We start from the raw sequence: 24,240 nt of genomic DNA on the forward strand, positions 1-24,240 counted from the left end.
GATTTTTGTAAAAAACAACTGGGACCTGCACCACGCAGATTCCGGTTGAATCCATCCCACTACATATAAGGCGGTGTATTTTCATGAAAAATATTGTATCCATGCGCTGGCTGCTCGCCAGAATGTATGAACCAGATGTGGTCATTACAGATTGCCGATTCTTGCTCGGTCAGCCGGAGGCTGGAAGACAAGCCTATGAAGCTGGACATATTCCAGGAGCTGTCTATCTCGATTTGGAAAAGGACCTGTCTTCTCCTGTGTCTGCGCACGGAGGACGTCACCCGCTTCCTGATCCGGCTGTGCTCGCAAGTCGTCTCTCCAAAGCTGGCATTGGCTCCAATAGTCGTATTGTTGCTTATGACGATCAAGGCGGGATGAATGCATCTCGCCTCTGGTGGCTGCTTCGCTACATGGGTCATGAACAGGTGTACATCATGGACGAAGGCTTCTCCGCTTGGCAAAATGCCAAGTTCCCGGTGACCACGGATGTGCCCGTGCAGATCCCGTCTTCCTTTGAGGTGAATGTGCAGCCAGCCATGCTGGCAAGTGTTGAGGATGTGCAACAAGCCTCGGTAACTGGCAGCGCTGTGCTGATCGATTCTCGCGATGCCCGCCGCTATGCGGGTCTGGAGGAACCGATTGATGCCAAGGCCGGACATATTCCGGGTGCGATGAATTATTTTTGGAAAGATGTGTTGGATTGGGATGGACGTTGGACAGGTACTGAGGTGTTAGAAGAGCGTTTCAGTAAGCTGGACAAGGATGGCGCGATTATCGTGTATTGCGGTTCTGGCGTCTCGGCCTGCCCGAATGTGATTGCGCTGGAAGAAGCGGGATTCTCCAATGTGAAGTTGTATTCCGGAAGTTGGAGCGACTGGATTAGTTATGAGGAGAATCCCGTGGCTACAGGTAATTCGGAAGTGGACAAAGACGTATAGCAGTATATCGATTTGAATACATCGCCAGGCGGCTTATCTACCCCGGCGGTGTATTTTTCTATGTTCGGAGTCAATAACACAACCCAGTAAGTATTTACAAGCACACAGAAGTAGAGATCAAGTGGCAGTTTTTTTGATTCATGATGACAGAAAAAACCGTGATGGACATCTGTCCACCACGGTTGAATAATGAAATCTATTATTACTTTTTACTTAACGATACATTTGCTGTTAACGTCTTGTCGATCGTCGTCCAGTTTACATAAGCACCTAGTATTTCATTAATAACAGAAACCGGAACTACGGTTTCGCCATTTAAAAGCTTAGGTACGTTACTATTGAACACTAGTTTATCGTTAATTGAATACACATCTGAACCAATCTGAGCACTTATATTTTTCGTGCCTAATTTGATTAGCGTTGAACGCGTCTTATTATCCCATTCTACTGTGCCGCCCAATAGCTCCGACATTTTTCGAATCGGTACGTAAAACTCATCGTTATGAACAACCGGTTTGATTGTCGTACCACCTACATTCATGGCAACGTCAACATATTCAAGGAAATCGGTCTTTCGAATAAGTCCATGAACGCCTTTCGTTCGGTCCACGACCTGAGATACTTCGTAATCCGTTGCGGCCGATAGGTACGCATAAGCTACACTTCTATCCATATCAAGCTTGTCGGATAAGAATTGAATTGATTCACGTACTGATTCTTTCATTGCTTCATCCAAATCAGGGTCCAATCCAATTGGAATCCAATAATCCTCTGTTTCAGCAAAAGGTTGCGTGAATTCTCCACGGTGCGGTAGTGATGGATCACCTTTCTTTAACACCGTTAACCGAACTGTCCCCCTTAAGGAAGCTTCCAATGCAGTTAACGCTACTTCTCCATCTCCTTGAGCAAAGTGTGGATCTCCAGTATAGAATAGCCCGCCTTTAACTTGTATCGGATAATAAATAGTTGCACCAACACCCAACTCATTAATATCCATATTCCCTCCTGTTTCAATAGGCGGGATCGAACTCACAACTTCGCTGGTATTTGGCGCAACCCCCATAACACCTAGAAACGGGTTAATTGGGAAACGTACATTCTTGCCAGCTTTTGTTGGTAATAAACCATACCAATTACCGTTGATCTCTTCAATAGGCGTAAAAATAGATACATTATTATATAATTCCGGTTTTGTTGCGCTAGCCCCCTCTTGCGGGCCTGCATTTTCTGGAAATTCGTCAGGAAGAGCCCCTTTACCATGGCGGTTAGAAATGACGCCATATGGAACTCGAGTTTGCAACGAAAGCACTTCTACTTTAAGAACATCTCCTGGCTCCGCTCCCTCAACCGCTACTGGCCCAGTGATAATATGAGGTCCGTCTTTTACATAATCATGCTTAATCTCAGAAGCCGCTATGACCTTCGCATCATCCAACACTCCATCGGGTGAGATGCCGTATTTGCCGAAGTACTCCACTGGATTTCTCCCTTGATCCTCGATCAGTCCCTCATGCGATACCGTATCAAATGTTACAGCACTTCCTGAGGGTACAGTAAGAATCGGAGAGCTGTCTCGATTAGGCAGTGATCCCCAGCGAATGTTCTCAATCGCAGACGTTACATAATAATCACCTTCCACCTTATCGATGGTTGTTGGTTGCAGCGGCATACTAAAACCCACTGAAGGTAGAGCACATGTAATCATACCTATAATCCCTAGTGAAACCCCAAATTTCCTAATAGTTCGGTTAATAAACATTACATCCCCTCCACCACATATGTAATATTACCTAACACTTAAATACACACTAACATATAAATATATTTACAACAATGTTTTTTTGTTAATAAAAACAACATTTTAAAGCTATATATCAAGAAAAATTTATAAATATAAATTATATGTCAATATACTTACCATATATAAGGTATGTAAAATTTAAATATATTTAGTAAACTTGAGGATTCTCCTTCAGAGATTTGAACAAACGAAATTAAGTTTCAGGGAAATTATGTATGTATTTCATGTATCTGATCCGCCGTAGGAACACTACTGCACTCCGTTCAGGCATAATCACCTCACCGCACGTGATTGCGCTTGAAGAAGCGGGATATACGAATGTGAAGTTGAATTCCGGAAGCTGGAGCGACTGGATTAGTTATGAGGAGAACTCGGTGGCGACGGAGGAAAAAAAAAGATTAAGAGCCCACGTCAAACGTGGGCTTCTTTGTGCTTTCATTATATTCATGCAGCATTTTAGATGCTTACATTTCCGACTTCTGTCACGTGCAGATTTAGCTTATGTTTTTGGCATACTTCGTAAAAATCTTTTGAAATAATGGGTTTGAATATATTGATATAATCCAGCATAAAAAATTCATGCTCGCCAATTCGCTCTTCATGAAGGCAGATTCGAGATACAACTTTGACGATCTTACGTGGAGGCTGTTGTACAGATGCAGCAATGACCGCTTTGCGTCCATATTCCGAACGTTCATAATCGAAAACATCCAAACGATCAAGCTGATGTGCAGTCCAATAGGTTTTTTCAACCGAACGACCGTCGTGGTAACACACCGTTGTTGGAATAAACTGGGTGTTTGTTTTAGTTTCCGCCAACAGCGTTTTAAAACGATCTGATACATGCCTCGTTCCTGTAATCGTCTCAAAATAATCCACGTTCAGGTTGCGCACCGTAGACAGTAACTCAACCTCTGCCGTTGTCCCCTCTGGCAACGGATTCTCTATCGCCAAATAATTCATATCTAATTGGGGAGTGAAGGTCGTTCCGCCACTAATAAACCCTCTACGTGGATATTGAGATTCCAGAAAATAATAGTTCATAGAAAGAAGTCTCCTTTCCGAATTATGGGCTTTTCAAGTGTGGAGTGATCTTAAAACCGGGAGAGGCGGCAAGGTTCTAATTCACTTCTTGATTTGCCATCAATAATTTCACTTGCAGCCAGATGCGCAATCAGCGGCGCCAGCGTAATTGCAGAATGCATCACCGTCAGATAAAGTCCATTAATATGATCTTGGAAGCCCACGATCGGATAGCCGTCTTCAGTCATGGGTCTCCATCCAACCTTTATGCTTTCCAGTTCCAGTTGATCTCCATGTTTCAGACTACGACGCAATGTGTCGTACGCTCGCTTACCGACCACCTGCGGTCCGTTTTCCTCCGACTCGTCGATATAATCTTCGGCAGCAAGCAGCGTATAATCCGTCAGTTGACGCGCTTCAAATTGCGCATTGGAGATTAATGTATGTATCAGTTTATTTGCAGTCTTCATCCGAATTAGAATGGAAGGTGACGACGTTACCGGCACGTGGAAACCTAACAGGTTACAAAGTTCGGGTGTACCTGTACCTGCGGCCAATACCACAACATCCGACTCCACAAAACCCTTGGACGTATGAACGCCAACCAGGCGGGAACCCTCTTGCTGCAGCTGTGTAACGTGGGTGCCGAACTGAATCTTTGCTCCGTACGCTTGTGCTTTGCTCAACAATAGCTCCGTTACCGCTACAGGATCCACCGAACCTTCTTCGCTAACAAACATCGCTTCATCCGGATATTCCTTCAGATTGGGCTCCAATGCCTCAAGCTGCTTCCGGTTTAATTTTTGAGAGCGGTGTTGTTCCCTTAGAGGCGGAATGTCCCAAGTTAGCGCGCCATGCCAATGAATTTTCAGTTCGAACAGCTCTTGCTGAAGTGTGTGATATTCTTCCACAGCTGCATCATACAAATGCCAGTATTCCGGAGCTACCCTATGAGTCGTATGTATCCAGGCAAACGATTTTTCCGTGACTTCACGCGCCGCGGCGGGGTGTCGTTCAATAACGGTGACATCTTGATTTCGTTTGGATAGATGATAGGCCATACACGCCCCAACAATCCCTGCACCAACAATCACAATTTTTTGTTTATCCAAAACTGACTCTCCCTTGTCACCCTATCACACCAAGGAATCGATTTTCCGAAGTTCGGATGGGTTTTCTCCTATTTCAACTTCTTCGCCGTACAGCTTCTCCATATGCTGCACATGGCCGGCTCCCCAGTCGCTCATAGTCTGAAGCACAGGCTTCATGAGCTGTCCATACTCGGTAATCGAGTATTCAACCTTTGGCGGCATTTGCGCATACACTTCCCGATGCACAATATCGTGATACTCCAGTTCTTTTAACTGCTGGGTCAGCATCTTTTTTGAGATATCCGGAATGGCTTTTTGTAATTCGCTGAACCGCATTGTATCGTTGCTCAACAAGCGTAGAAGAATCAAAGATTTCCATTTGCCTGTGAGGATCTCCAGCGCCGTTCCGAATTTGCAATACACCGTCATTTGTATTCCTCACTTTCTGAGCATGCCCAGGTTTACTTTTGGTTACCTGGTTAAGTTTAAGTGCCTACTTCCTGAGTGGGCTTTCTCACTTTAGTATAGAGGCAGACAACAAAATTGAACAAGTGAGGGGAAAAGAAATGATGAATGTGACGTTATGGATCGTACACATCATATTGGCGGCAGGCTTTGTATATTCGGGATGGATGAAAACCATTCGTATCGAGTCGTCAAAAAAGACATGGGCTTGGGTCAATGATGTGCCGAAAAGTCTAGTTGTTTGGATCGGAATTGCGGAGCTAATTGGAGCGCTCGGCCTCGTTTTGCCTTGGGCGCTGAACATCACTCCGGTGCTTACGCCAATCGCCGCGATGGCATTGGCAGTGGTAACATTCCTCGGTATGCTGTTTCATATTCGGCGTCAAGAGTACCGGGAGCTCGGCGTGAATATCTTTTTTATAGTTCTGGCATTAATCGTAGCCTTTGGAAGGCTGTAAAGGAACCGGGGGACCGGTCTGATGTGCTTTATCTGTTGTGTTCCTATATTAGGACGTGTCTCAAAACTCCCTGAAGTGCATCTTTTACCGCCTTTTCGCCCCACCAGCGTCACTTCCCCTTGACGTGCCCCGGCACGCCTGCGGAAAACTTCCTTGCTTGGAATGAAAATTCAGAAAACTCTGCTTCCTTCGGAGTTTTCAGACACGCCCTATCGATTAGCCATTCTCCACTAATTTGATCATCTCGTCCAATTGCCCATCGGCCGCTAGCGGTGTGTACATCCACCATTTGTCGTAGGATACCTTATGCACGTTTTTATTACGAACAGCATTCAAGTTCCTCCATACTTCCGAACGACAAAGCTTGCGAAAGGCGGCTTCGGCATGCGGGTTTTGCCCATTGACCATGATAAACAATCGATCCGCGTCATACTGGTGAAGTTCTTCGAATGGAAGCTTTTCCGAGAACGCGTTATGACCATTATAGTCATTAATGAATTGCTGCACGAGCGGATGAGGCTTCAGCTGAAGAGAGCGGTACAGCACATGCCCCAAGTTCCGGTCACCTGCCACGCGAAAGCCTGTATCATCGATCACCAGTGCCGCATACGTATCTTGCAATCCGATAGTGGCACAGAGTCGCTCCTTGGTCTGGGCAACCTTAAGCTGATGTTGTTCTATCCAATCTCTGCTTTTCTTGCGTTTGTTAACAACGGCAGATACGCTGTCTAACTGTTGGTATACGTCCTGAGATTGCCAGGGGATGCGTACCACTTCGGCGATCGTGGAAAATTGTTCGTATTCCCCAGTCGTCATATGCTCATATCCCAAAATGAGATCAGGCTCCATTTCTCGAATCGCCTCAAGATCGTATGGTGCCCACACAAACGGTTTCATCTCAGGCAAATACGGGCGAACGTACTCGTTGCGAAATAAATGATAATCCGGTGCTCCGATCGGCGTCATGCCAAGTGCAAGCAAATGGGAGGTGAACAGCAGACCGATAACACGCGGCTCATGTCTCTTGACATAGATGCTGGGAGACACGCCCTCTTGCTGTTTGAACCTGCGACTGAAATAAAACTCGTCCTTGAATCCAACCTGCGTGGCAATAGAGTGCATATCCCGGCTTGATGATCGCAGCAAACGTTTCGCATGGTCGACTCGCACACGATGCAAATAATCCATTGGGCTTGTTCCTGTTACCTGCCTGAAAATATGGCTATACTGCCTCGTGCCTACGCAGGCGATAGCAGCCAATTCTCCCACCTTCCAGTTGTGCTGGTAATTCTCTTCCATATGAGTGATGGTCCGCAGCACAGCCTCCTTGGTACTCGCCGGCTGATTCGCACAAGCCTTGACCGCAAAGTGAAAGATCGCTTCCTGCAGTAAAATTTCCCGCCTAAAGCGGCTCATCCCCATATCGGTCGTCCGTAGCTCAGCAATTTGATCGAGTAGTTCCATCAGATTGGCCAACGGCTGAATTGCAACCACTCGGTTTCCGATCATTGCCAATGGATGTTCCTCTGGTTCTCCTTCCCAGTCTGCACCAAACTCCAGTTTATTCGCATGCACAATATGTCCAGGCTGATGTTCCCACTCCAAGATCGTTCCGGGGAGAACCAAAATACTGCTACTTGGAACAATTGTAAGACGTTGTCCGTCCACAACGGCAACGCCTTCTCCCTCATCAATGACCCATAGTGCATAATTATCGGGTGCGAACATCTTGCGTTCTATACCCGAATGAAACGTATATACATCAAGCCCAATCCAACGTAATCGTACATTATCCATGGGCAAATCGAAGTTCTGCCACTCCACCGTAAGTCACCTTTTTCTAAATGAAAACAATTCTCATCTACAACTTATTGTACGACAATTCAAATATGCAGAAAAGCCCCCTTTATCCAGGGAGCTTTTACACCAATTCTTCATTATTGATTATGTTGTTTGAACAATTCCACGGCTTCATCCAGCAAAGCATCCGTGGAGAATAATGTGTAAGACCACCATTTGTCATGTGGCACAATGAAGACGTTACCGTTTTTGACCGCAGGGAGGTTTTTCCACAGGCTCGATTCCTGCATTTTTTCATAAAATTCCGTCGAACCCGGTTGGGTATCATTGACCTTAATGATCAAATAATCCGCGGTAAGCTCCGGCAATTTCTCCAGTGATTGCGGCTCCGTGTACACGACGAATCCATCGCTTTTCTCAACCTCTTCCTGAACCCATGGCATGCGCTTTAATCCAAGCAGATCGTGCAATACGAACCCCATGTTTCGAGTACCTGCGACTTGGAATGAATCCTTGAAAATTTCAACAGCTGCCACCGTCTGGTCTGCTCCAACAAGGTTACTCATTTCGGCTTTGCGTTCTGCTGCTTTGGCCTCGTGTTTCGTTATCCATTCTTCTGCTTCCGCTTTTTTGCCCACGATATCGCCAATATATTTTAGTTGATCGTACAGATTATCTTCCCATGGATAGATCACCGTTGGAGCGATTTTCTCCAATTGTTCGATCACATCCGATTCAACAAAGGAGGATGCGATGATCAGATCCGGCTGAAGTGCGGTCACTGCTTCCATATTCGGTGGGTAGTCTCCGGCGATTTCAACTTCGCTGGCAGCATTTTTCAGATAATAATCCTGTTCGATTTCATATTGAAGTCCGCCTACAGGCGTAATGCCCAAAGCCAATAGTTGTGTTGTTGCACTGATGGAAAAAATGCGCTTCGGTGTCACGGGAATCTCTTTTGTTCCAGTAGGATCCCTGAAAGATTTCGTTTGTGAAGCGTTGGCGGATGCCGTCTCTTCCTGACTCGCAGTTCCTGCGCCCGTTGATGATGAAGCTGTCTGACTTCCGGTGGACGAACCGCTATCGGCCTGAATGCCACACCCAACCATAATAAAGACCAACAGCAATATCATTGCTGCAGACATGATACTATACGTACCTCTTCGTTTCATTAAATAAGTCTCCTCGCTTTGCAGTATTCAGTAATGAGAATCAATATCACTTAGAATAGAATACCGGATACCCCTCTTCTTTGCACATGGAGAATTCGGCGATTTTCTTTAGATCATTGAGAGGTCATAATATCAAACATTTTCCGCCTTTATACTCGACAGTTATAAGAAAAATCCGGTGCTACCGAGGAAACGTTTTGGAAAGTGACAAAAAGCCACTAATATTATTATATAATAACCTCACCACATAAAAGGCTGGCCTCAACAGCTCATGGAAGGAAGACAACTCTCTATTGAAAGCAACCTTGAATGTACAAGATCACATACTCATCTGGAATTGTGCATCGCTCAAAATCATGGATGTACGACATATTGTCATACAAGCCGACGAGTGCGTACGTCCTTACCTGTTCCCTGCCAGCGCCTTTCTGTACGTAACGCATGGCAATGCAACTATGATTTTGGACGGAAATGAGCATGCTACCAAACCATTCTATATGCTTCATGGGGGCAAAAACACTCGTCTGGACATCATGCCAACGGACGAATCCTTTCATTATTACCTAATTTTCTATAAAGCCTCCATACCGATACCTGGCAGACAGCATACACTTCAACAACCAGATCAACCATTGCCATTCCACCTCCAGTACGGTTTTATTCCATACCATCCTGCCATCCTCTACGAAATCGCTGAGCGTATGCTGGGCGAATGGAATAGACCGGGACGCTTGGAGCGGCTCCATACCAAAACACTATTCTATCAATTTGTATATGAATTGCTCAGGCAAATGGATCAACAGCAGGTCAGCATTGTTAGACCTAACCTTGCTTCTCAGCTTATTCGCTATATGCAGGAGCACTACGCCCAGCCGCTGACGCGGGAAACACTCGCGCATACATTCCATTACAGCGTCCCTTATCTGTCCAAATACTTCCGACGTGAAACTGGCGCAAGTATAATCGATTACTTAATCGGTATTAGGATGAACAAAGCAGGAACGCTGCTGCAAAAGACCGAGTTATCTCTGCAAGAGGTGGCTGCAAGCGTCGGATATGGTGATGTATCCTATTTTATAAGAATGTTCAAAAAGCATACGGGAGTCACACCAAAGCAATTCAAGGATGAGTCCGGACAAGTGGCGAGAGGTTCTTATCGTCCTATTCTTAGGCTTCGATCATCCATTGCTCCGCGTAAACTCCGTCGTTATATTGATATCAGAGATGATAATCATTATCAACATAGCGAAAAAGGAGATTTACGGATGTATAGAAGCAAACTACCTGTAGGAATTACCCTACTGTTGTGCCTAACTCTATTAGTTAGCGCATGTTCTAGGCCAGCAAACACGAATGGAAGCACTGGCAGTACGCAAAGTCCAACTGTAGGTGCAGAGAGTAATATCAATAACACAACAACCGGTAGCTCGGAGATGGTAACCTATTCTGCGGTTAACGGTGAAGTACAAATCCCCAAAAAACCTCAAAGGGTCGTAATGGTGGCAGGAGCCTTTACCGGTCATTTGCTAGCGCTGGGCCTTAAGCCTGTTGGAACTGGTGATGAGTCCTTTAACAGTTATACAGAAGGAAAGCTGGATAACGTTGTCAACATCGGTAACGATGTACCCTACGAGAAAATCATGGAGTTGCAGCCGGATTTAATTATCGTTTGGAATGACCCTGAAACGATCGAAAAGCTGTCCAAAATTGCGCCGACTGTCGCTGTTGAATATGGAGTACCTCTGCAGGAGCAATTGATGGATTTCGGCAAGATGACTGGCAGAGAAGCGGAAGCGAAGGCCTGGATCGCAGAGTGGGACGCTAAAATCACTGAGTACAAACCACTCGTGGAGCAAGCGGTAGGTGATCGCACTGTTTCGATTTTTGATACGGGAAGTGCCAAAGAATTTTATGCCTACGGGAGCTTTGGTAGAGGTGGAGACATTATTTATGGCGAGTTCGGTCTGAAGGCACCGCCGATCATTCAGAAGGAAGCCATTGATAGCGGCAAGGGATGGGCCAAGTTATCACTTGAATTGTTGCCACAATACGCAGGAGATTATATCTTTATTAGTGGATGGACAGGTGATGAGAGTGGGGATTCCGTTTTTGAAGGTCCGATCTGGGATAACCTCCCTGCTGTCCAGAATAATCACGTTTATCGCGAGGACAGCCGTGGCTTCGTGTTTAGTGACCCGATTTCGTTGGAAGCCCAACTTAAATTTGTCGTAGACAGCCTAACCACAACAGAGTGAAATTCAGTAAACCACGTTATGTACGAGGCGAGGAGCAATCCTCGCCTTTTTATGTTTTTGTATATTTCTTATCTTTCATTTGAAGAGAGTTTGAAAACAAAAGCACACAAATAAACAGGGACCTCTCACCATGGTCGTAAGGGGTCCCTGTCTATGAACTTGTTATATAGTTAATTTCCGTTAAGTGATGGTAAGGCCGCCGCTTGCATATCCGGCTACGGTTGTAGCCACATCAATTCCGGCTGTTACTGATGCCGAGAAGACCATAAGCAGGCGGTCACCTGCGGCTACCGGAATACTCAGTCCCGTAGTCAATCCGCTGGATATTGTGCCCAGCGCCAAAACGCCGGTCAGTGGAGGAGCCAAGGTTACCAATGCACCCGGTACAGCTGTAAAAGAGTTATTAGGTGCAGTGGAACGAAATAATTGTGCAGTTATAGTTACTGTAGATCCAACCAAGCTCAGTCCAGCTGTCGTGCTGAAATAAGCAGCCAGCGAAGTAATCGTTCCTGCACGCGATGCGGAGAAAGCAAAGTTAAGCAACGTGCCCGCAGCGCCTGTGAGATCAATAATTCCTCCGTTCACACTTACTCCGGTAGCACTGTTGCCAAAACCAACTAAACTGGAAGTATTCAAAAGTCCACCCAAAACTGTAGTCAAAACCACTGGAAGTCCTGATGCATAAGGAATGATTGCTCCAGAACCTGTCGCACCAGTTGCCCCGGTTGAACCTGCTGTACCTGTCGCTCCTGTCACTCCCGTTGTACCTGGTGTTCCCGTCGCCCCAGTCACTCCTGTTACTCCCGTTGTACCTGGCGTGCCTGTTGCTCCTGTTACACCCGTTGTACCTGGTGTTCCCGTCGCCCCAGTTTCACCCGTTGTACCTGGTGTGCCTGTCGCCCCTGTCACTCCCGTTGTACCCGGTGTCCCTGTCGCTCCTGTCGCTCCCGTTGTTCCCGGTGTGCCGGTCGCCCCTGTCACTCCCGTTGTACCTGGCGTGCCTGTTGCTCCTGTTACTCCCGTTGTTCCCGGTGTGCCGGTCGCCCCTGTCACTCCCGTTGTACCCGGTGTGCCTGTCGCTCCCGTTACTCCGGTTGTACCTGGCGTGCCTGTCGCTCCAGTTACACCCGTTGTACCTGGTGTGCCTGTCGCTCCAGTCACTCCTGTTGTACCTGGTGTGCCTGTCGCCCCTGTCACTCCCGTTGTACCTGGTGTCCCTGTCGCCCCAGTTACACCCGTTGTACCTGGTGTGCCTGTCGCTCCAGTCACTCCCGTTGTTCCCGGTGTGCCGGTCGCCCCTGTCACTCCCGTTGTACCTGGTGTCCCTGTCACTCCCGCTGTTCCTGGCGTGCCTGTCGCTCCCGTAGCTCCAGTTGCGCCTGTGGCTCCGGTGATGCTTGGGATTTCACCCAGCAGTTCGGAAGAAACCAAACGATGGGCTGTTACCAGAGCGCCTGTGCTGCTCTTACCCCATACGGATACTTGAACAGGATCATTAACCGTCGCTGATGTTGTAAAAGTAAACTCAAAGGCATCAAAATTGGCATAATAATTGTTGGTTATTACTTGATTGGGTGTGATGTCAAGAGACTCACTGACATACAAAACTCTTATTCCACCATCTAGGTAATACCCTTGTATTTGTACGGTTGAGGCTGTCACATCACTGCGGTTATCGATTCTGACAGTAAGTGTCTGAGTCGGTCTTACACCGCTAACAGCATTATTTTCAATCGGCCCCGTTGATAAAAAGCTCATCGCTACATCTCCTCTTTTGGGTATATCTTATCTGTTAGATGTCCTTCACTGTTTTTTCGTGGGCTACCACTCGGTGTGCATCAACCAATTGTCCCGAAGCTTGTTTGCCCCACACTGAAATCCCTACTTCCTCCACACCTTCCACATCTGTTCCAAAAACAAACTCAAAAGCATCTAGATCTGCAAAATAATTTCTGGTCACTGCTTCGTTAGGTGCAATACTGATCACTTCACTCACATACAGCGTTCTAGTTGTGCTTAGCACATAACCCTGAACGGATACGGTTACCGAGTTCACAGCAGCCCGACTTACCAATCTTATCGTGACCTGTTGTGTTGATCTAACCCCGGAAACCGGATTGTTTTCTATCGGCCCAGTTGATAAAATAGCCATTTTCCCATCCCACCTTTTTATGAACCTCACACTCTAGCAGTATTTGGCATAAGCTCACCTGATAGTAATATTCAATCACTCAACCAACGGTGTGGACAAAACACAGGGGGCAATCCACCATTATCCATAGTCAACAATCATTTAAGCCCAGGGCACAATTCCAGAAAAAACAAAACGACCGCACCCCTTTAAATTACAGGGAAACGGCCGCAGCGTAAGACGTCTTTTTTCGTATTTACTTGATGAGATTAGGACTACGCATATTAAAACCTAAAAGCAGGTGTTTCCTCCGCCTGAACACCGATACCATCAACATCCAGAGCCTGAAAATAAAATAATAGCAGGGAGATTATTTTCTATCTAAAAGACTCATCCTTCGTAATCAAAGATTGGCGGAATAGTTGGCTCAGCTCCAGGAACTGATCTACCTCCAAACGGTGTACTGGTCTGAGCTCTTCGCTGCTTCTGGCTCTGGAATGAAGTGTAAGCTTCAACCCTTCTTGTTGCAGTAAATACTTCGCGTTGACCGGATAATGACGTCCCTCAAACAAGTGAAGTGGGCCAAGCAAAGTCTGTAATCGTTCGACTCTTGCTGGATCCTGCTTCCAATTTCCGACGACCCATACGTACAAGTCCGGATGGAAATTGGTCAGGATGCCACTGTAGCCGTGTGCGCCTGCTTGCAGCGATCCTAGATACGACGTACCGTTGGCATTGTAAATTTTGAGCGGTGTCCCCTGAACGGCCGCGACCTTCTGACGGATCTGTTCCAGATCACAGCTTGTTTCCTTGAGAAAGAAAAAACGTCCGCTATCTGCGCACCACTTCAGCAATTCCGGAGACAACAAGCGATGATAAGGAATTGGACATTCGTACAATCCCAGCCTCACATCTGGCAACCGTTCCATGATCATGCTCAGATTGCGTTTCCACACCTCATCGTCGTCATCGGGACCTGTTATGCGGCTTGTCACGAGAATGACAGCATCGACACCTGTCTGCGCAATTGCCGTTAACTCCGTGATTTGCTCCTGCAAATCATCCGAATTATGACCGGAAGCAACCACTGGCACTCTCCCTTTTGTTTTTTCCACTACGAATGTGGCCAAGTCTACTCTCTCTTGTAGCGATAGATGGAGCATTTCACTAGAAAGACAAACCGCGAATAGACCGTGCACACCTTTATCCAAATACCACTCGATTAATTCTTCTAATGCCGTATAGTCAATCTCATTGTCCTCCGTAAACGGAGTGAGCATAACTGGCCACACGCCGTCCGGGAATAAAGTATCGTTCAACATACTGCCTCCTCGCTGACGCCAATTCCATTCTCAGAGATGGCGACCTCCTGATATAATGAGTTCATACCTATCCCTATTATAAAATTGTAAACGCTATTATCGAATGACATAATAACGCCATTTCATGACATCATGTCGCCATGCGTGTCGTGCTGGAGAGAGTGTGGGTGAATCGAAATGGACATCGTTCAATATCAATTCTCGAATTTTTCCAAAATCCATAATGTCGATCTGAAATTGTACTATTGCGGCACAGAGCAGTGCTTGCCTGGACATGAGGTAGGCCCTATGGTGCGTGATTATTACAAAATCCATTATATCCATAGTGGTAAGGGGCGTTTTCATACGGGAGGCCGAACGTACACACTGGGCAAAGGGCAAGGGTTTCTGATCAGTCCGGAGAAACTGGCGCATTACCAGGCCGATGATGAAGCTCCATGGACATACTCCTGGATTGCATTTAACGGCATGCAGGTGGAACGCTATCTCAAGCGATCCTCTTTATCCAACGAACAGCCGGTATTTTCGTCCAATCGAGACGAATATATTCAATCCTGCTTTTTGGAGATGTTCAAAGCAACCGAGCATAACCTGACAGACGAACTTCGGCTGTTGGGCGCCCTCTATTCCTTCCTGTCCGTCATATTGGACCCAGCTTCCATGCCCGTTACCTCACCGGGGGCAAGAGGTCAATATGTAGAGCAAGCCATTGCATTCATCGAGCATAACTATGCAACGGATCTGAGTGTCGAACAGTTGGCCGCACGCCTGAAGATCAATCGCAAATATCTGTCCAAAATCTTCAAAGACACCACTGGGTTCACACCTCAACAGTATGTGATTCAATACCGGATGAATCGCGCCAGCGAGCTTATTCAGAAGTCCTCCCTTTCGATGAATGAGATCGCATGCAGCGTCGGATACAAAGACCCTTTCCAATTTTCGCGTATGTTCAAAAAAGTGATGGGCGCAGCTCCAAGAGACTACCGCAACGATAAAAAGGAGTAGCCTGTCCGAATCGTTCCGTACGATACTCCCAACCGCTTCAAATGTCAGATTCTGACGATCAAGTCAGAACTGTACGTTCAGGTAGTCACCGTCATGATCATGATCAATTGAAAAAGCCCGCACCATATGGCGCAGGCTTTTCTCCGGATATACTCGGATCAAACTTTTCCGATACTTTACTTTATTCAGCAATCATCTTGGGAAACTCATCCAGCAGCATATCGCTCGTCAGCATATCTTCATAATTCCATTTGGACTCGATAAAAGTAACGTTTCCGCTTTGCACTGCGGGGAGTTTTTTCCAAAGTGGTGTTTCCAGCAGCTCCTTGAAGGACGATTCGGCTTCATCATTCTCAGGATACAATACGAACAGATGGTCACCTACCAGCATCTCGTGCATCAGCTCAGGTGAGATTTCAATGAACGGGGAGCCTGCGGCCGGCTCAATGCCTTTCACCTTCTCAGACATCTGGTAGCCTTGCGGCTGGTACAACAGTTCAGGCACGCCGCCTGTTTTCATCAGATACATCGTCCGATCCCAATAATACATCAGCACCACAGCCGTTTCGCCTTCAGCGACTTGGCCTTGAGCCCGTATCTCGCTCCACATCTTTTCTGCCTTGACATTGTAATCAGCCAGCAATTGTTTGGCCTCATCCTGTTTGCCTACAATCTCCCCGATCACCGGAAGACGCTCGTTCAATGGCAGATTCTGATCAAAGACAACGGTCGGTGATATTTTGGATATTTCATCATACTGCTTATCCAGTACATAACCCAGCATGGTCAGATCAGGTTCCAGGGACAGGATTTTCTCAAAACTCGTGGGAAAACCGATATCCTCTGCGGGCGTGATCTCTTTATCCTCATATGCCGAATTGGCAATAAATCTACGGTCAATCCCGACAGGCTGTACACCCAGCGCAAGCAGATCTCCAATGGAATTTCCCTGAAGCACAACACGTTGCGGCTTCTCCGGTATACTGACATCATGTCCCTGGTTGTCCGTGTATTGCCTTTCGGAAGGCGTTGTACTGGCCTGTTGGCTCGTTTGCTTTTCTACAGTGGATGTAGAGGTTGTGCTTGCATTCCCCCCGGCAGGTGCGCAAGCGCTGACCATAATGGTCAGGCATAACAGCATGACAGCCCCCAATGATACTTTGGTATTTCTGTACATCGATAAATCGTCCCTCTCCATGTATTGATAATGATTATCATATTCATTACCAATATAACCTTGTCTTCTGCGTTCTGCATTAGACAATCTAAGCCTGGTTATAGGACGATCCATTCTTTTCGTTTGATCACGAGCTTCTGACCTAAAATTACCGGGTGTTACTCCTACCGTCTTCTTGAAAATGCGGATAAAGTAAGATAAATCCGTATAACCCACGCCCGACGCCACTTCCTGTAAAGAAGCCTCTGTTTGTTCCAGCAATTCACAGGCTATTTCTATTCGAACTTGAATCAAATAATCAATGAGACTGTTTCCGGTCTTATTTTTGAACTGTTTTGCTACATATGCAGCACTATAGTTAAGCCGCTCAGCAACCGTGGATAACGTTATTGATTCCTTGTAGTGTTCACGTATGTACTGAGTGGCTTGCTCAACTAGATCAGGTTTAACATTAGCTTCCGTATGTATCTTCCATTGTCTCTCGACTTCGTATGCAAACTGATACAGCTGCGATTTCACCTGCAATCGTTCCAGTGAGTTAGGCTTCAGCCAGATGTGAAGCATTTGCTTAAGTTGAAGCAGCAATTCCACCGGATCATTGGGAGCAAAAGCATATATCCTTTGAAATGGACTGCTACTCTCAAATTGTCTTTGGACAGACGGTACAGCCGTGTTGGAGAGAGAAGTTTTATATAACACCAGATAGTATTCCATTCTCTCTCTAACCGGACCGATATCCAGTTGACCTCCCTTCCCACTATGGATGATATAAAAACGTTGAACATCATGCTTCACACCATCGAGCCGAAAACAAGCGGTACCACGAGCAATATATAGATATCCAGATGCAGGAAAACGATAGGAACTCAACGCTTCACCTAGATTCAGAAACTTATAGCGAATATCCATGAGTTGAATATTGGTATAATCCCATAACATTAAATCATCGTCGTTCAAAATAATTCCCCCTTTCCTATGGGAAGTATAATTGATAACGATTATCATTTACAACAATAACATTTTAACTTCTAGATCGTTCAGTTCAAAACGAAAGATTTCCGACTTCATAGATATAGCGACATTCAACATATCTTCATTCAAGCTTCATTCTCTCCCTCTCACTTCTATAGTAAGATGATGTGGACTTACCCATGAACTAGATACTGCAATTCCACAAGGAGGATTTCCATATGAAAAGTTATCTTGTGTTCGGTGCAAGCAAAGGATTAGGAGATGCCTTCGTCAGAGGTGTGCCCGAACAGGGCGATAAAGTCTGGGTCGTTTCTCGAAGCAGACCGGAAAACCTGGACTTGAGTGATGGTGTACAGCGGATATGGATACAGGCAGATCTTTCTGAGCTGAATGCCGCCACCATTGTTACGGACCAGTTGAAGAATGAACCTTTGGATGTACTCATATACAATGTAGGCATTTGGGAGAAAGAAGGCTTCGAGGATCACTATACGTTCGATAAAGACGAGCCTGCGGACATCAGTCAGCTGATCCATGTCAATATCACTTCAACCATCGTATGTATTCAGGCATTATTGCCTCATCTACGACAATCTGCAGCGGGCAAAATCATTCTCATTGGTTCAACAGCGGGGCTGAATAATGCCAATAGTACACAAGTTTCTTTTGTTGCGTCCAAGTTTGCCATTCGCGGAATCACTGAGGCTTTGAGAGAACATACCAGACATGACGGCATCGCCGTTACATGTATTAACCCCGGAGAACTGGCAGCGGAGATCCCTTATGAAGAAGGACCGGATCGAGCTCTTGCTGAGTATGACGGGACACGTATTCCGCTTCAGGATATGGTTTCTATCGTTCGTTGTATTGTTAATTTGTCCAAAGCAGCCTGTGTAAAAGAAATCAACGTGCCAGCGCTAACAGATATGAACACCTAGCTAGAATAAGAAGAAGATTCCTATACTTAACGGTACAGAAAAAGCCCGACTCTATTAAAAAGAGAGCGGGCTTTTCGCGCAGTTTAACCGTCAATGCAATTATATTTTAAACCCTTTGACAAGGTCGTTAAGACGTAGCGCACTTTCCTTCACCTGATTCGACTGACTCGTCACTTGCAGTGATTGCTCAGTAGAGGATACCATATGCTCAGCAATATGCTGACTTGATGCAGCGGATTGCTCACTGGCTGTCGCAATTTCATGAATCGCTCTCACCAACGTCTCAACAGTTTCATTCACCTGTCGTGCTGTCGTGTGGAGATCATTCACCGTGTTGGCTTGTTCAACTGCATGGGTGTAATACTCATCTGCCGTATCTTCCAACAGTTTATAGTCATTGCCCACCTGATTGAACATAAAGGTAAGCATCTCCTTCGCGCTGGAAGACAGAAGAGCGACGGACGCTGTGACCTCACTTGTAACATGTCGGATCTCGTCTGCAGCTTGTCTGGAGCCATCTGCCAATTTGCGGATCTCTTCTGCTACAACGGCAAAGCCACGTCCTGCTTCACCTGCACGAGCCGCTTCAATGGAAGCATTCAATGCGAGCAAGTTGGTCTGCGAGGTAATATCCAGAATGGACTGGGACAGAACACCGATCTGGTCCACTGCATGGGCACGCTCCAACGCATCATTCATCTTCACGCTTGCACTTGTATACATATCCTGAGCTGCCTTACTAGACACACCAGCCTCCTGCCTCAGAACCTCAGCTTTGCCGCTAGTAACATTAGCAGACTCGGCCTTCTCCTTGGTACGGGCGGAGATGTATTCCGCCGCTCGAAGGACCTCATTGACGGATTGATTCATATTCTCGGTATATGCAGAAGTCTCTTCCATCGTTGCCGACAACTCTTCTACCGTTGCAGACACCTCACGTATGCGCTCATTGAGTTCCGACATGTTCTGATTCGTGAGGTCACTCATCTCATTGATCTGCTGAGACTCATTCACCACACTTGTAATTACATTCGAAGTGGAACCCGTCATGTTATGAATGGCACGGGCAATGACACTAATTTCATTCTTACCTTGGAGCAACTGGGGAGCAATGGTAGCTGCCAGATTACCCTGTGTAACCTCTTCACAGTAGCTATTGATCGCACGCATCCGACGATGAATATTTCGAATTGTCAGATAGGACATAATGACCAAAACAGCCAGTGAAGTGAGGAGAACTATACCAAGAAACAGCGCTGCATCTCGAATGGTATCTTGGGTTTGCGCATATAATTTCGCAGATTCTTCTTCATTATATGTACTTAACTTCGTAACCGTTTCTACAATAGCTGTACTGCTTTTATTAATTCGATCTCTTTCCTCATCATCATAGGTTCCCGTTGTTTTCTTGACGTTCATGATCTGTTCAATGTCCTGGTCGTAAACTTCCAGCTTCGCCTTGAGATCATTGAAGATTTCTTGTTCTGTTGCATCAAGAGTTCTTGCGGAAAACTCGTCCATTCCACCCATCACATTTTTCTTGTTCTTCTGAACTTGCTCATATTGCTTGTCCGTATATTCTTGCTTATCGAGAAGCTTGGTATAGTTGGCACGCATATTATAGAAATCAGCCTTAATCTCCAAAATATTGGTCTGATGCAAGAATCGATCTGTATATAACGCGCCCTGTGCCAGTCTTACATCATTCATGCCAAATATGCCGAACAGAAATAATACAAAGAGTCCAATCAAACTAACGCCAATCATTAATATCAAGGTTGTCGTTATCTTCAGCTGTTGAAACCCTCTCCCCCCTGATTTACTACTCCCTGATTTCTTAGACATACATACTCCTCCGGTTCTCCATAGGTCTATATTTCACAACGTGATACTTATAGTATCGGTGCATAGTAGTCTCAATTGTTAGCTATATGTAAAGTTGTGCATCCTTCTGCCCCAATATGATGTCACTTCCACTACTTTCTCGATCCGATCTTAATTCCATTTCTGTTGATTATTTTTCGTTTAGCCTACAGGAATCTACATAAATATATATATTATTCCGACATATAATTAGGCGCTTTTAGCTTAATACACATCTGGGGAGATGGAACATGTCAAACATTTTAAAGAAGCGGGGACTACAGAAACCACGAACTTCCAGCATCGCGAACACATTATCCATTGTGCTATTGGTCATTATCGTTGTCGTCTTTGCCGTTCTGGGGACGTTCATGTATTCAAGCACACAAAACATTCTGGTCAAACAACAGGAGTCTATGCTTCAAACCAAGACACAAGCGATTGTAAGTGAGTTCGATGCATTATTCAAAGAAAAAGGTTCACTGGTTAAGCAAATGTCAACAAATAAACTATTTCGACAATATATAGAAACGACTGAATCCGCAGAGGTAGCCACCACTTCCACGTATGCAGCGGACACACAGGACACACTCGCAGCCATTGTAAAAGAAGAACCTTCATTTGCGGATGCCTGGATCGCCGGTCTGGATGGTAAGGGGTTTTGGCTGCAAAATGATGGCGCGGCTTCCGCTCCGGATTTTGATATCCAAGCACGACCGTATTATGAGCCAGTATTAGCGGCAGATGGTCTGTACTACTCTGATCCATATATCGATATCGCATCGAACAATGTACTTATGGGTATTTTTTATCCAATCAAAGATGACAGCAATACCATGATCGGTTTTGCCGCGGCTGATATTGCATTCAAGGATATCCCGGCGATTATGGAGAGTTATTCACTGGGAAGCACGGGTTACTCCATTCTACTTTCCAAGACCGGAGATATTCTCTACCATCCAGATCAGGAGAAAGTGTTGAAAGAAAAGATTACGGACACTACTGGCGATATTGGGGACATAGGCAAGAAGATGATCGCTGGAGAGTCTGGTGTGCAGCTAATTAATGACAACGGGGAACGTCGTTATATTGGCTACGCAACCAGTAAAGATACAGGGTGGTCAGTAGGTCTGACCATATCCGAGAAAGAAGTTCTCGCGGAATTAAAAACATTCACATGGATTACGCTTGGCGGATTTGCCGTTGCTACCATTTTGCTCGTGATCATCAGTTACATTACACTTCGTTATCTGCTCAGAGCAATTCCACAACTGCTTGCCAAGATCAAGCTGATTGAACAAGGGGATCTGACGGTTCAGCTGGATGCGAAGTCCAATAATGAGATCGGACAGATTGCTCAGGGCCTGAACTCCATGGTGCAGAAGATTCAAGGAATGTTACAGATGGTCGGCAGCTCGGCGCATGTCCTGAATCAGTCGTCTAACGATCTGCAATCGATATCTTCAAGAACGGCAGGGACCATGAACGACACGTCTACAGCCATCAATGAAATTGCTAATGCAACGAATTATCAATCGATTGAGACGGAAAATATTTTACGAAAAACAGGTTCATTATCGAATCAAATTGATGAAATCGCGACTGATGCTCAAGCGATCGAGACCATGGTGCAAACATCTGTTGATCAGAGCGGCCAAGGACTCTTAGTCGTTGAACAACTCTCTAAATGGGCTCAGGAAAACCACAATTCCACACAGGCAATGTCCTCCATTATTCAGGAGATTGATCTGAGCCGCAATGAAATATCCAGTTTTGTGGACACCGTAAAACAAATTGCTTCACAAACCAACCTGCTGGCACTCAATGCATCGATTGAAGCTGCTCGTGCTGGTGAACAGGGCAGAGGTTTTGCTGTCGTGGCCGAAGAAGTACGCAAACTTGCGGAACAAACTGCACAGGCGACAGAAGAAATCAACAAGAAAGTACGTGTGATTGAAGAGAAAACCAATATCTCGGTTGAACATACCGTGCGTGGCATGAAAATTGCGGATGAAAATGCCAAATCCGTAGAGGACACGAAACAAGTCTTCTTCAGTATTAACAAGGACCTGGAAGATTTAAAATTACGCATGGTCCAGATCACTGGCAATACAACCAATGTTCATAAGCATAAAGATGAAATTTTCCAAGCGCTGGAGATTATCTCTTCTACTACAGAAGAGAACTCTGCTTCAACGGAAGAAGTTAGCGCAAGCACGCAGGAACAATTGGATAGCATTGAACAAGTGGCTGATCTTTCGAAGCAGTTGAATCAGTTATCCAATAAATTGCAAGACGAATTGAGCCAGTTCAAGGTTGAGTAGTATAAGTGACGGTCTCCCTCCTCTTCTCATTTGTGCCTGATCCATTTATTATAAATAGATATGTGTGTACGAAGAGGATTGGAGGAATACATCATCATGAACTTTGCTAAACGTATGGACCACTTCAGTGAAGGGATCTTCACCCGGTTGTTGGAGATCAAACGCCACCGTCTGGAGAATGGACAACCTGTCATCGATCTCAGTGTAGGTACACCTAATATTCCACCTGCGCAGCATATCATCACCGCATTATGTGAAGCTGCTGCTGACCCGTTGAACTATATATACGCGGTGAATGATCAGAGTGAGCTGCTGCAAGCTACAAGTGAATGGTACAAGCAGCGCTATCAGGTCGAGTTGGACCCGAAGACACAGGTCTGTTCTTTACTCGGTTCACAGGAGGGACTGGCGCATATCTCCCTCTCCATCGTAGACGAAGGCGATCTCGTTTTGGTACCTGATCCCTGCTATCCTGTCTTCGCCGATGGGCCTTTATTGGCCGGAGCAGAGCTGTTTTATATGCCGCAAAAAGAAGAAAACGGATATGTTATTCAGCTTCAGGATATTCCGGAAGATATCGCTCATCGAGCGAAATTCATGCTGGTCTCCTATCCCAACAATCCGACAACAGCAATGGCACCGGATCAGTTCTATCTTGACTTGATTGCCTTTGCCAAGAAGTATGATATTATCGTGCTCCACGATAATGCGTACAGTGAACTCGTATTTGACGGAAAGTCATGTGGAAGTTTTCTTGCGTTTCCTGGCGCCGTGGACGTCGGTGTGGAATTCAATTCCTTATCCAAAACCTATGGCCTGGCCGGAGCCCGAATCGGCTTCTGTGTGGGCAATGCAACCATGGTCTCCATGCTGAAAAAGCTAAAATCCAATATGGATTACGGTATGTTTCTACCGATCCAAAAAGCAGCAATTGCTGCCATTACCGGAGATCAGTCCGAGGTTGAACGGGTCAGAGCGATCTATGAACAGCGCAGAGACATCCTCTGTGAGGGCTTCAGCAATCTCGGTTGGCCTATTGCCAAACCTGAAGCGACCATGTTCATCTGGAGCCGAATTCCGGCCCACTACGACAGCTCGGAGCAGTTCGCCATGGATCTGGTTACATATGCAGGAGTCATCGCAACGCCAGGGAGTGCCTTTGGTCCTTCAGGCGAAGGTTATGTGCGATTCGCCCTCGTTCAGGATAATGAAATGTTACAGCAAGCCGTACATTCAGTCGATGACAGCGGGATTCTGAAATCCAGCTAACGGGAGTACGATTCGAATGTGCTCAATTCAAAATCCCCTCAAGGTAAACGCAGGAGTAAGAGCTTTACGTTAGATAACGTGATCCTCTATTCCCTGTAGACCTGAGGGGATTTTTTTTCATTTGCCGAGGATTAGACATCCATTAGGTGATATTGCTAAACAAGATCGTGAGATGAATGGTACCACGTGACAGCAAAAAGCCTGCTCGGGGAGCAGGCTTCTTGTTTCAACAA

Annotated in this window: 18 protein-coding genes and 1 pseudogene; 8 read left to right on the forward strand and 11 right to left on the reverse strand. The window is 45.9% G+C overall.

Features of this window, described 5'->3' with window-relative positions; translation table 11 throughout:
- Positions 1-83: 83 nt before the first annotated feature.
- A complete protein-coding gene (locus NYE45_RS21580; protein ID WP_340013915.1) occupies positions 84-938 on the forward strand; it encodes a sulfurtransferase in 855 nt (284 codons plus the stop codon).
- Between the two features lie 202 nt (positions 939-1,140).
- Here NYE45_RS21580 and NYE45_RS21585 read toward each other — a convergent pair whose 3' ends face one another.
- Positions 1,141-2,697: an acetamidase/formamidase family protein gene (locus NYE45_RS21585; protein WP_340013916.1), complete on the reverse strand. Its 1,557-nt coding sequence runs from the start codon at positions 2,695-2,697 to the stop codon at positions 1,141-1,143.
- Between the two features lie 305 nt (positions 2,698-3,002).
- Between NYE45_RS21585 and NYE45_RS21590 the strand changes: the two are divergent.
- Positions 3,003-3,131 (forward strand): annotated as a pseudogene (locus tag NYE45_RS21590) (sulfurtransferase); the annotation flags it as partial.
- Between the two features lie 64 nt (positions 3,132-3,195).
- Here NYE45_RS21590 and NYE45_RS21595 read toward each other — a convergent pair.
- From NYE45_RS21595 to NYE45_RS21605, 3 genes are read right to left on the reverse strand one after another with little or no spacing between them, the layout of a single operon-like run.
- A complete protein-coding gene (locus NYE45_RS21595; RefSeq protein WP_340013917.1) occupies positions 3,196-3,783 on the reverse strand; it encodes a DUF1629 domain-containing protein in 588 nt (195 codons plus the stop codon).
- Positions 3,784-3,833: 50 nt separating this feature from the next.
- The gene (locus NYE45_RS21600) at positions 3,834-4,874 is read right to left on the reverse strand and encodes an FAD-binding oxidoreductase (protein ID WP_340013918.1); all 1,041 of its coding nucleotides are present in this window, start codon (positions 4,872-4,874) and stop codon (positions 3,834-3,836) included.
- Positions 4,875-4,898: 24 nt separating this feature from the next.
- Complete coding sequence (locus NYE45_RS21605; RefSeq protein ID WP_340013919.1) at positions 4,899-5,282, reverse strand: helix-turn-helix domain-containing protein; 384 nt, start codon at positions 5,280-5,282, stop codon at positions 4,899-4,901.
- A gap of 140 nt (positions 5,283-5,422) precedes the next feature.
- Between NYE45_RS21605 and NYE45_RS21610 the strand changes: the two genes are divergently transcribed.
- Positions 5,423-5,776, forward strand: a complete 354-nt coding sequence (locus tag NYE45_RS21610) for a DoxX family protein (protein ID WP_340013920.1) — start codon at positions 5,423-5,425, stop codon at positions 5,774-5,776.
- A 216-nt stretch (positions 5,777-5,992) separates the two neighbouring features.
- On the opposite strand, the gene NYE45_RS21615 is transcribed toward NYE45_RS21610, so the two are convergent.
- Positions 5,993-7,600 (reverse strand): helix-turn-helix domain-containing protein, encoded by a 1,608-nt coding sequence (locus NYE45_RS21615; RefSeq protein WP_340013921.1) that lies wholly within the window; start codon positions 7,598-7,600, stop codon positions 5,993-5,995.
- Between the two features lie 113 nt (positions 7,601-7,713).
- Positions 7,714-8,748 (reverse strand): ABC transporter substrate-binding protein, encoded by a 1,035-nt coding sequence (locus tag NYE45_RS21620; protein ID WP_340013922.1) that lies wholly within the window; start codon positions 8,746-8,748, stop codon positions 7,714-7,716.
- A gap of 305 nt (positions 8,749-9,053) precedes the next feature.
- On the opposite strand from NYE45_RS21620, the gene NYE45_RS21625 reads away from it, so the two are divergent.
- The gene (locus tag NYE45_RS21625) at positions 9,054-11,003 is read left to right on the forward strand and encodes an AraC family transcriptional regulator (protein WP_340013923.1); all 1,950 of its coding nucleotides are present in this window, start codon (positions 9,054-9,056) and stop codon (positions 11,001-11,003) included.
- 180 nt (positions 11,004-11,183) lie between these two features.
- Here the strand turns inward: NYE45_RS21625 and NYE45_RS21630 are convergent, their stop codons facing one another.
- From NYE45_RS21630 to NYE45_RS21640, 3 genes are all read right to left on the reverse strand, one after another.
- Positions 11,184-12,761, reverse strand: coding sequence for an exosporium glycoprotein BclB-related protein (locus NYE45_RS21630; RefSeq protein WP_340013924.1), 1,578 nt, complete (start codon positions 12,759-12,761; stop codon positions 11,184-11,186).
- Between the two features lie 34 nt (positions 12,762-12,795).
- Complete coding sequence (locus tag NYE45_RS21635; protein ID WP_340013925.1) at positions 12,796-13,155, reverse strand: hypothetical protein; 360 nt, start codon at positions 13,153-13,155, stop codon at positions 12,796-12,798.
- A gap of 356 nt (positions 13,156-13,511) precedes the next feature.
- Positions 13,512-14,456 (reverse strand): dihydrodipicolinate synthase family protein, encoded by a 945-nt coding sequence (locus tag NYE45_RS21640; RefSeq protein WP_340013926.1) that lies wholly within the window; start codon positions 14,454-14,456, stop codon positions 13,512-13,514.
- 177 nt (positions 14,457-14,633) lie between these two features.
- Here NYE45_RS21640 and NYE45_RS21645 point away from each other — a divergent pair, with 177 nt between their 5' ends.
- A complete protein-coding gene (locus tag NYE45_RS21645) occupies positions 14,634-15,464 on the forward strand; it encodes an AraC family transcriptional regulator (RefSeq protein ID WP_340013927.1) in 831 nt (276 codons plus the stop codon).
- A 181-nt stretch (positions 15,465-15,645) separates the two neighbouring features.
- On the opposite strand, the gene NYE45_RS21650 is transcribed toward NYE45_RS21645, so the two are convergent.
- A complete protein-coding gene (locus tag NYE45_RS21650) occupies positions 15,646-17,598 on the reverse strand; it encodes an AraC family transcriptional regulator (protein ID WP_340013928.1) in 1,953 nt (650 codons plus the stop codon).
- A 233-nt stretch (positions 17,599-17,831) separates the two neighbouring features.
- Between NYE45_RS21650 and NYE45_RS21655 the strand changes: the two genes are divergently transcribed.
- Complete coding sequence (locus NYE45_RS21655; RefSeq protein ID WP_340013929.1) at positions 17,832-18,551, forward strand: SDR family NAD(P)-dependent oxidoreductase; 720 nt, start codon at positions 17,832-17,834, stop codon at positions 18,549-18,551.
- Positions 18,552-18,650: 99 nt separating this feature from the next.
- Here NYE45_RS21655 and NYE45_RS21660 read toward each other — a convergent pair whose 3' ends face one another.
- Complete coding sequence (locus NYE45_RS21660) at positions 18,651-20,396, reverse strand: methyl-accepting chemotaxis protein (protein WP_340013930.1); 1,746 nt, start codon at positions 20,394-20,396, stop codon at positions 18,651-18,653.
- A 269-nt stretch (positions 20,397-20,665) separates the two neighbouring features.
- Here NYE45_RS21660 and NYE45_RS21665 point away from each other — a divergent pair, with 269 nt between their 5' ends.
- Both NYE45_RS21665 and NYE45_RS21670 read left to right on the forward strand, forming a co-directional pair.
- Entirely contained in the window at positions 20,666-22,738 is a 2,073-nt protein-coding gene (locus NYE45_RS21665; RefSeq protein ID WP_340013931.1) for a methyl-accepting chemotaxis protein, read from the forward strand.
- A gap of 96 nt (positions 22,739-22,834) precedes the next feature.
- Positions 22,835-24,007, forward strand: coding sequence for an aminotransferase class I/II-fold pyridoxal phosphate-dependent enzyme (locus NYE45_RS21670; RefSeq protein ID WP_340013932.1), 1,173 nt, complete (start codon positions 22,835-22,837; stop codon positions 24,005-24,007).
- Positions 24,008-24,240: the final 233 nt, after the last annotated feature.

It is taken from the genome of Paenibacillus sp. FSL K6-1318 (genome assembly GCF_037976905.1).
GTDB classification, from domain to species: Bacteria; Bacillota; Bacilli; order Paenibacillales; family Paenibacillaceae; genus Paenibacillus; species Paenibacillus amylolyticus_A.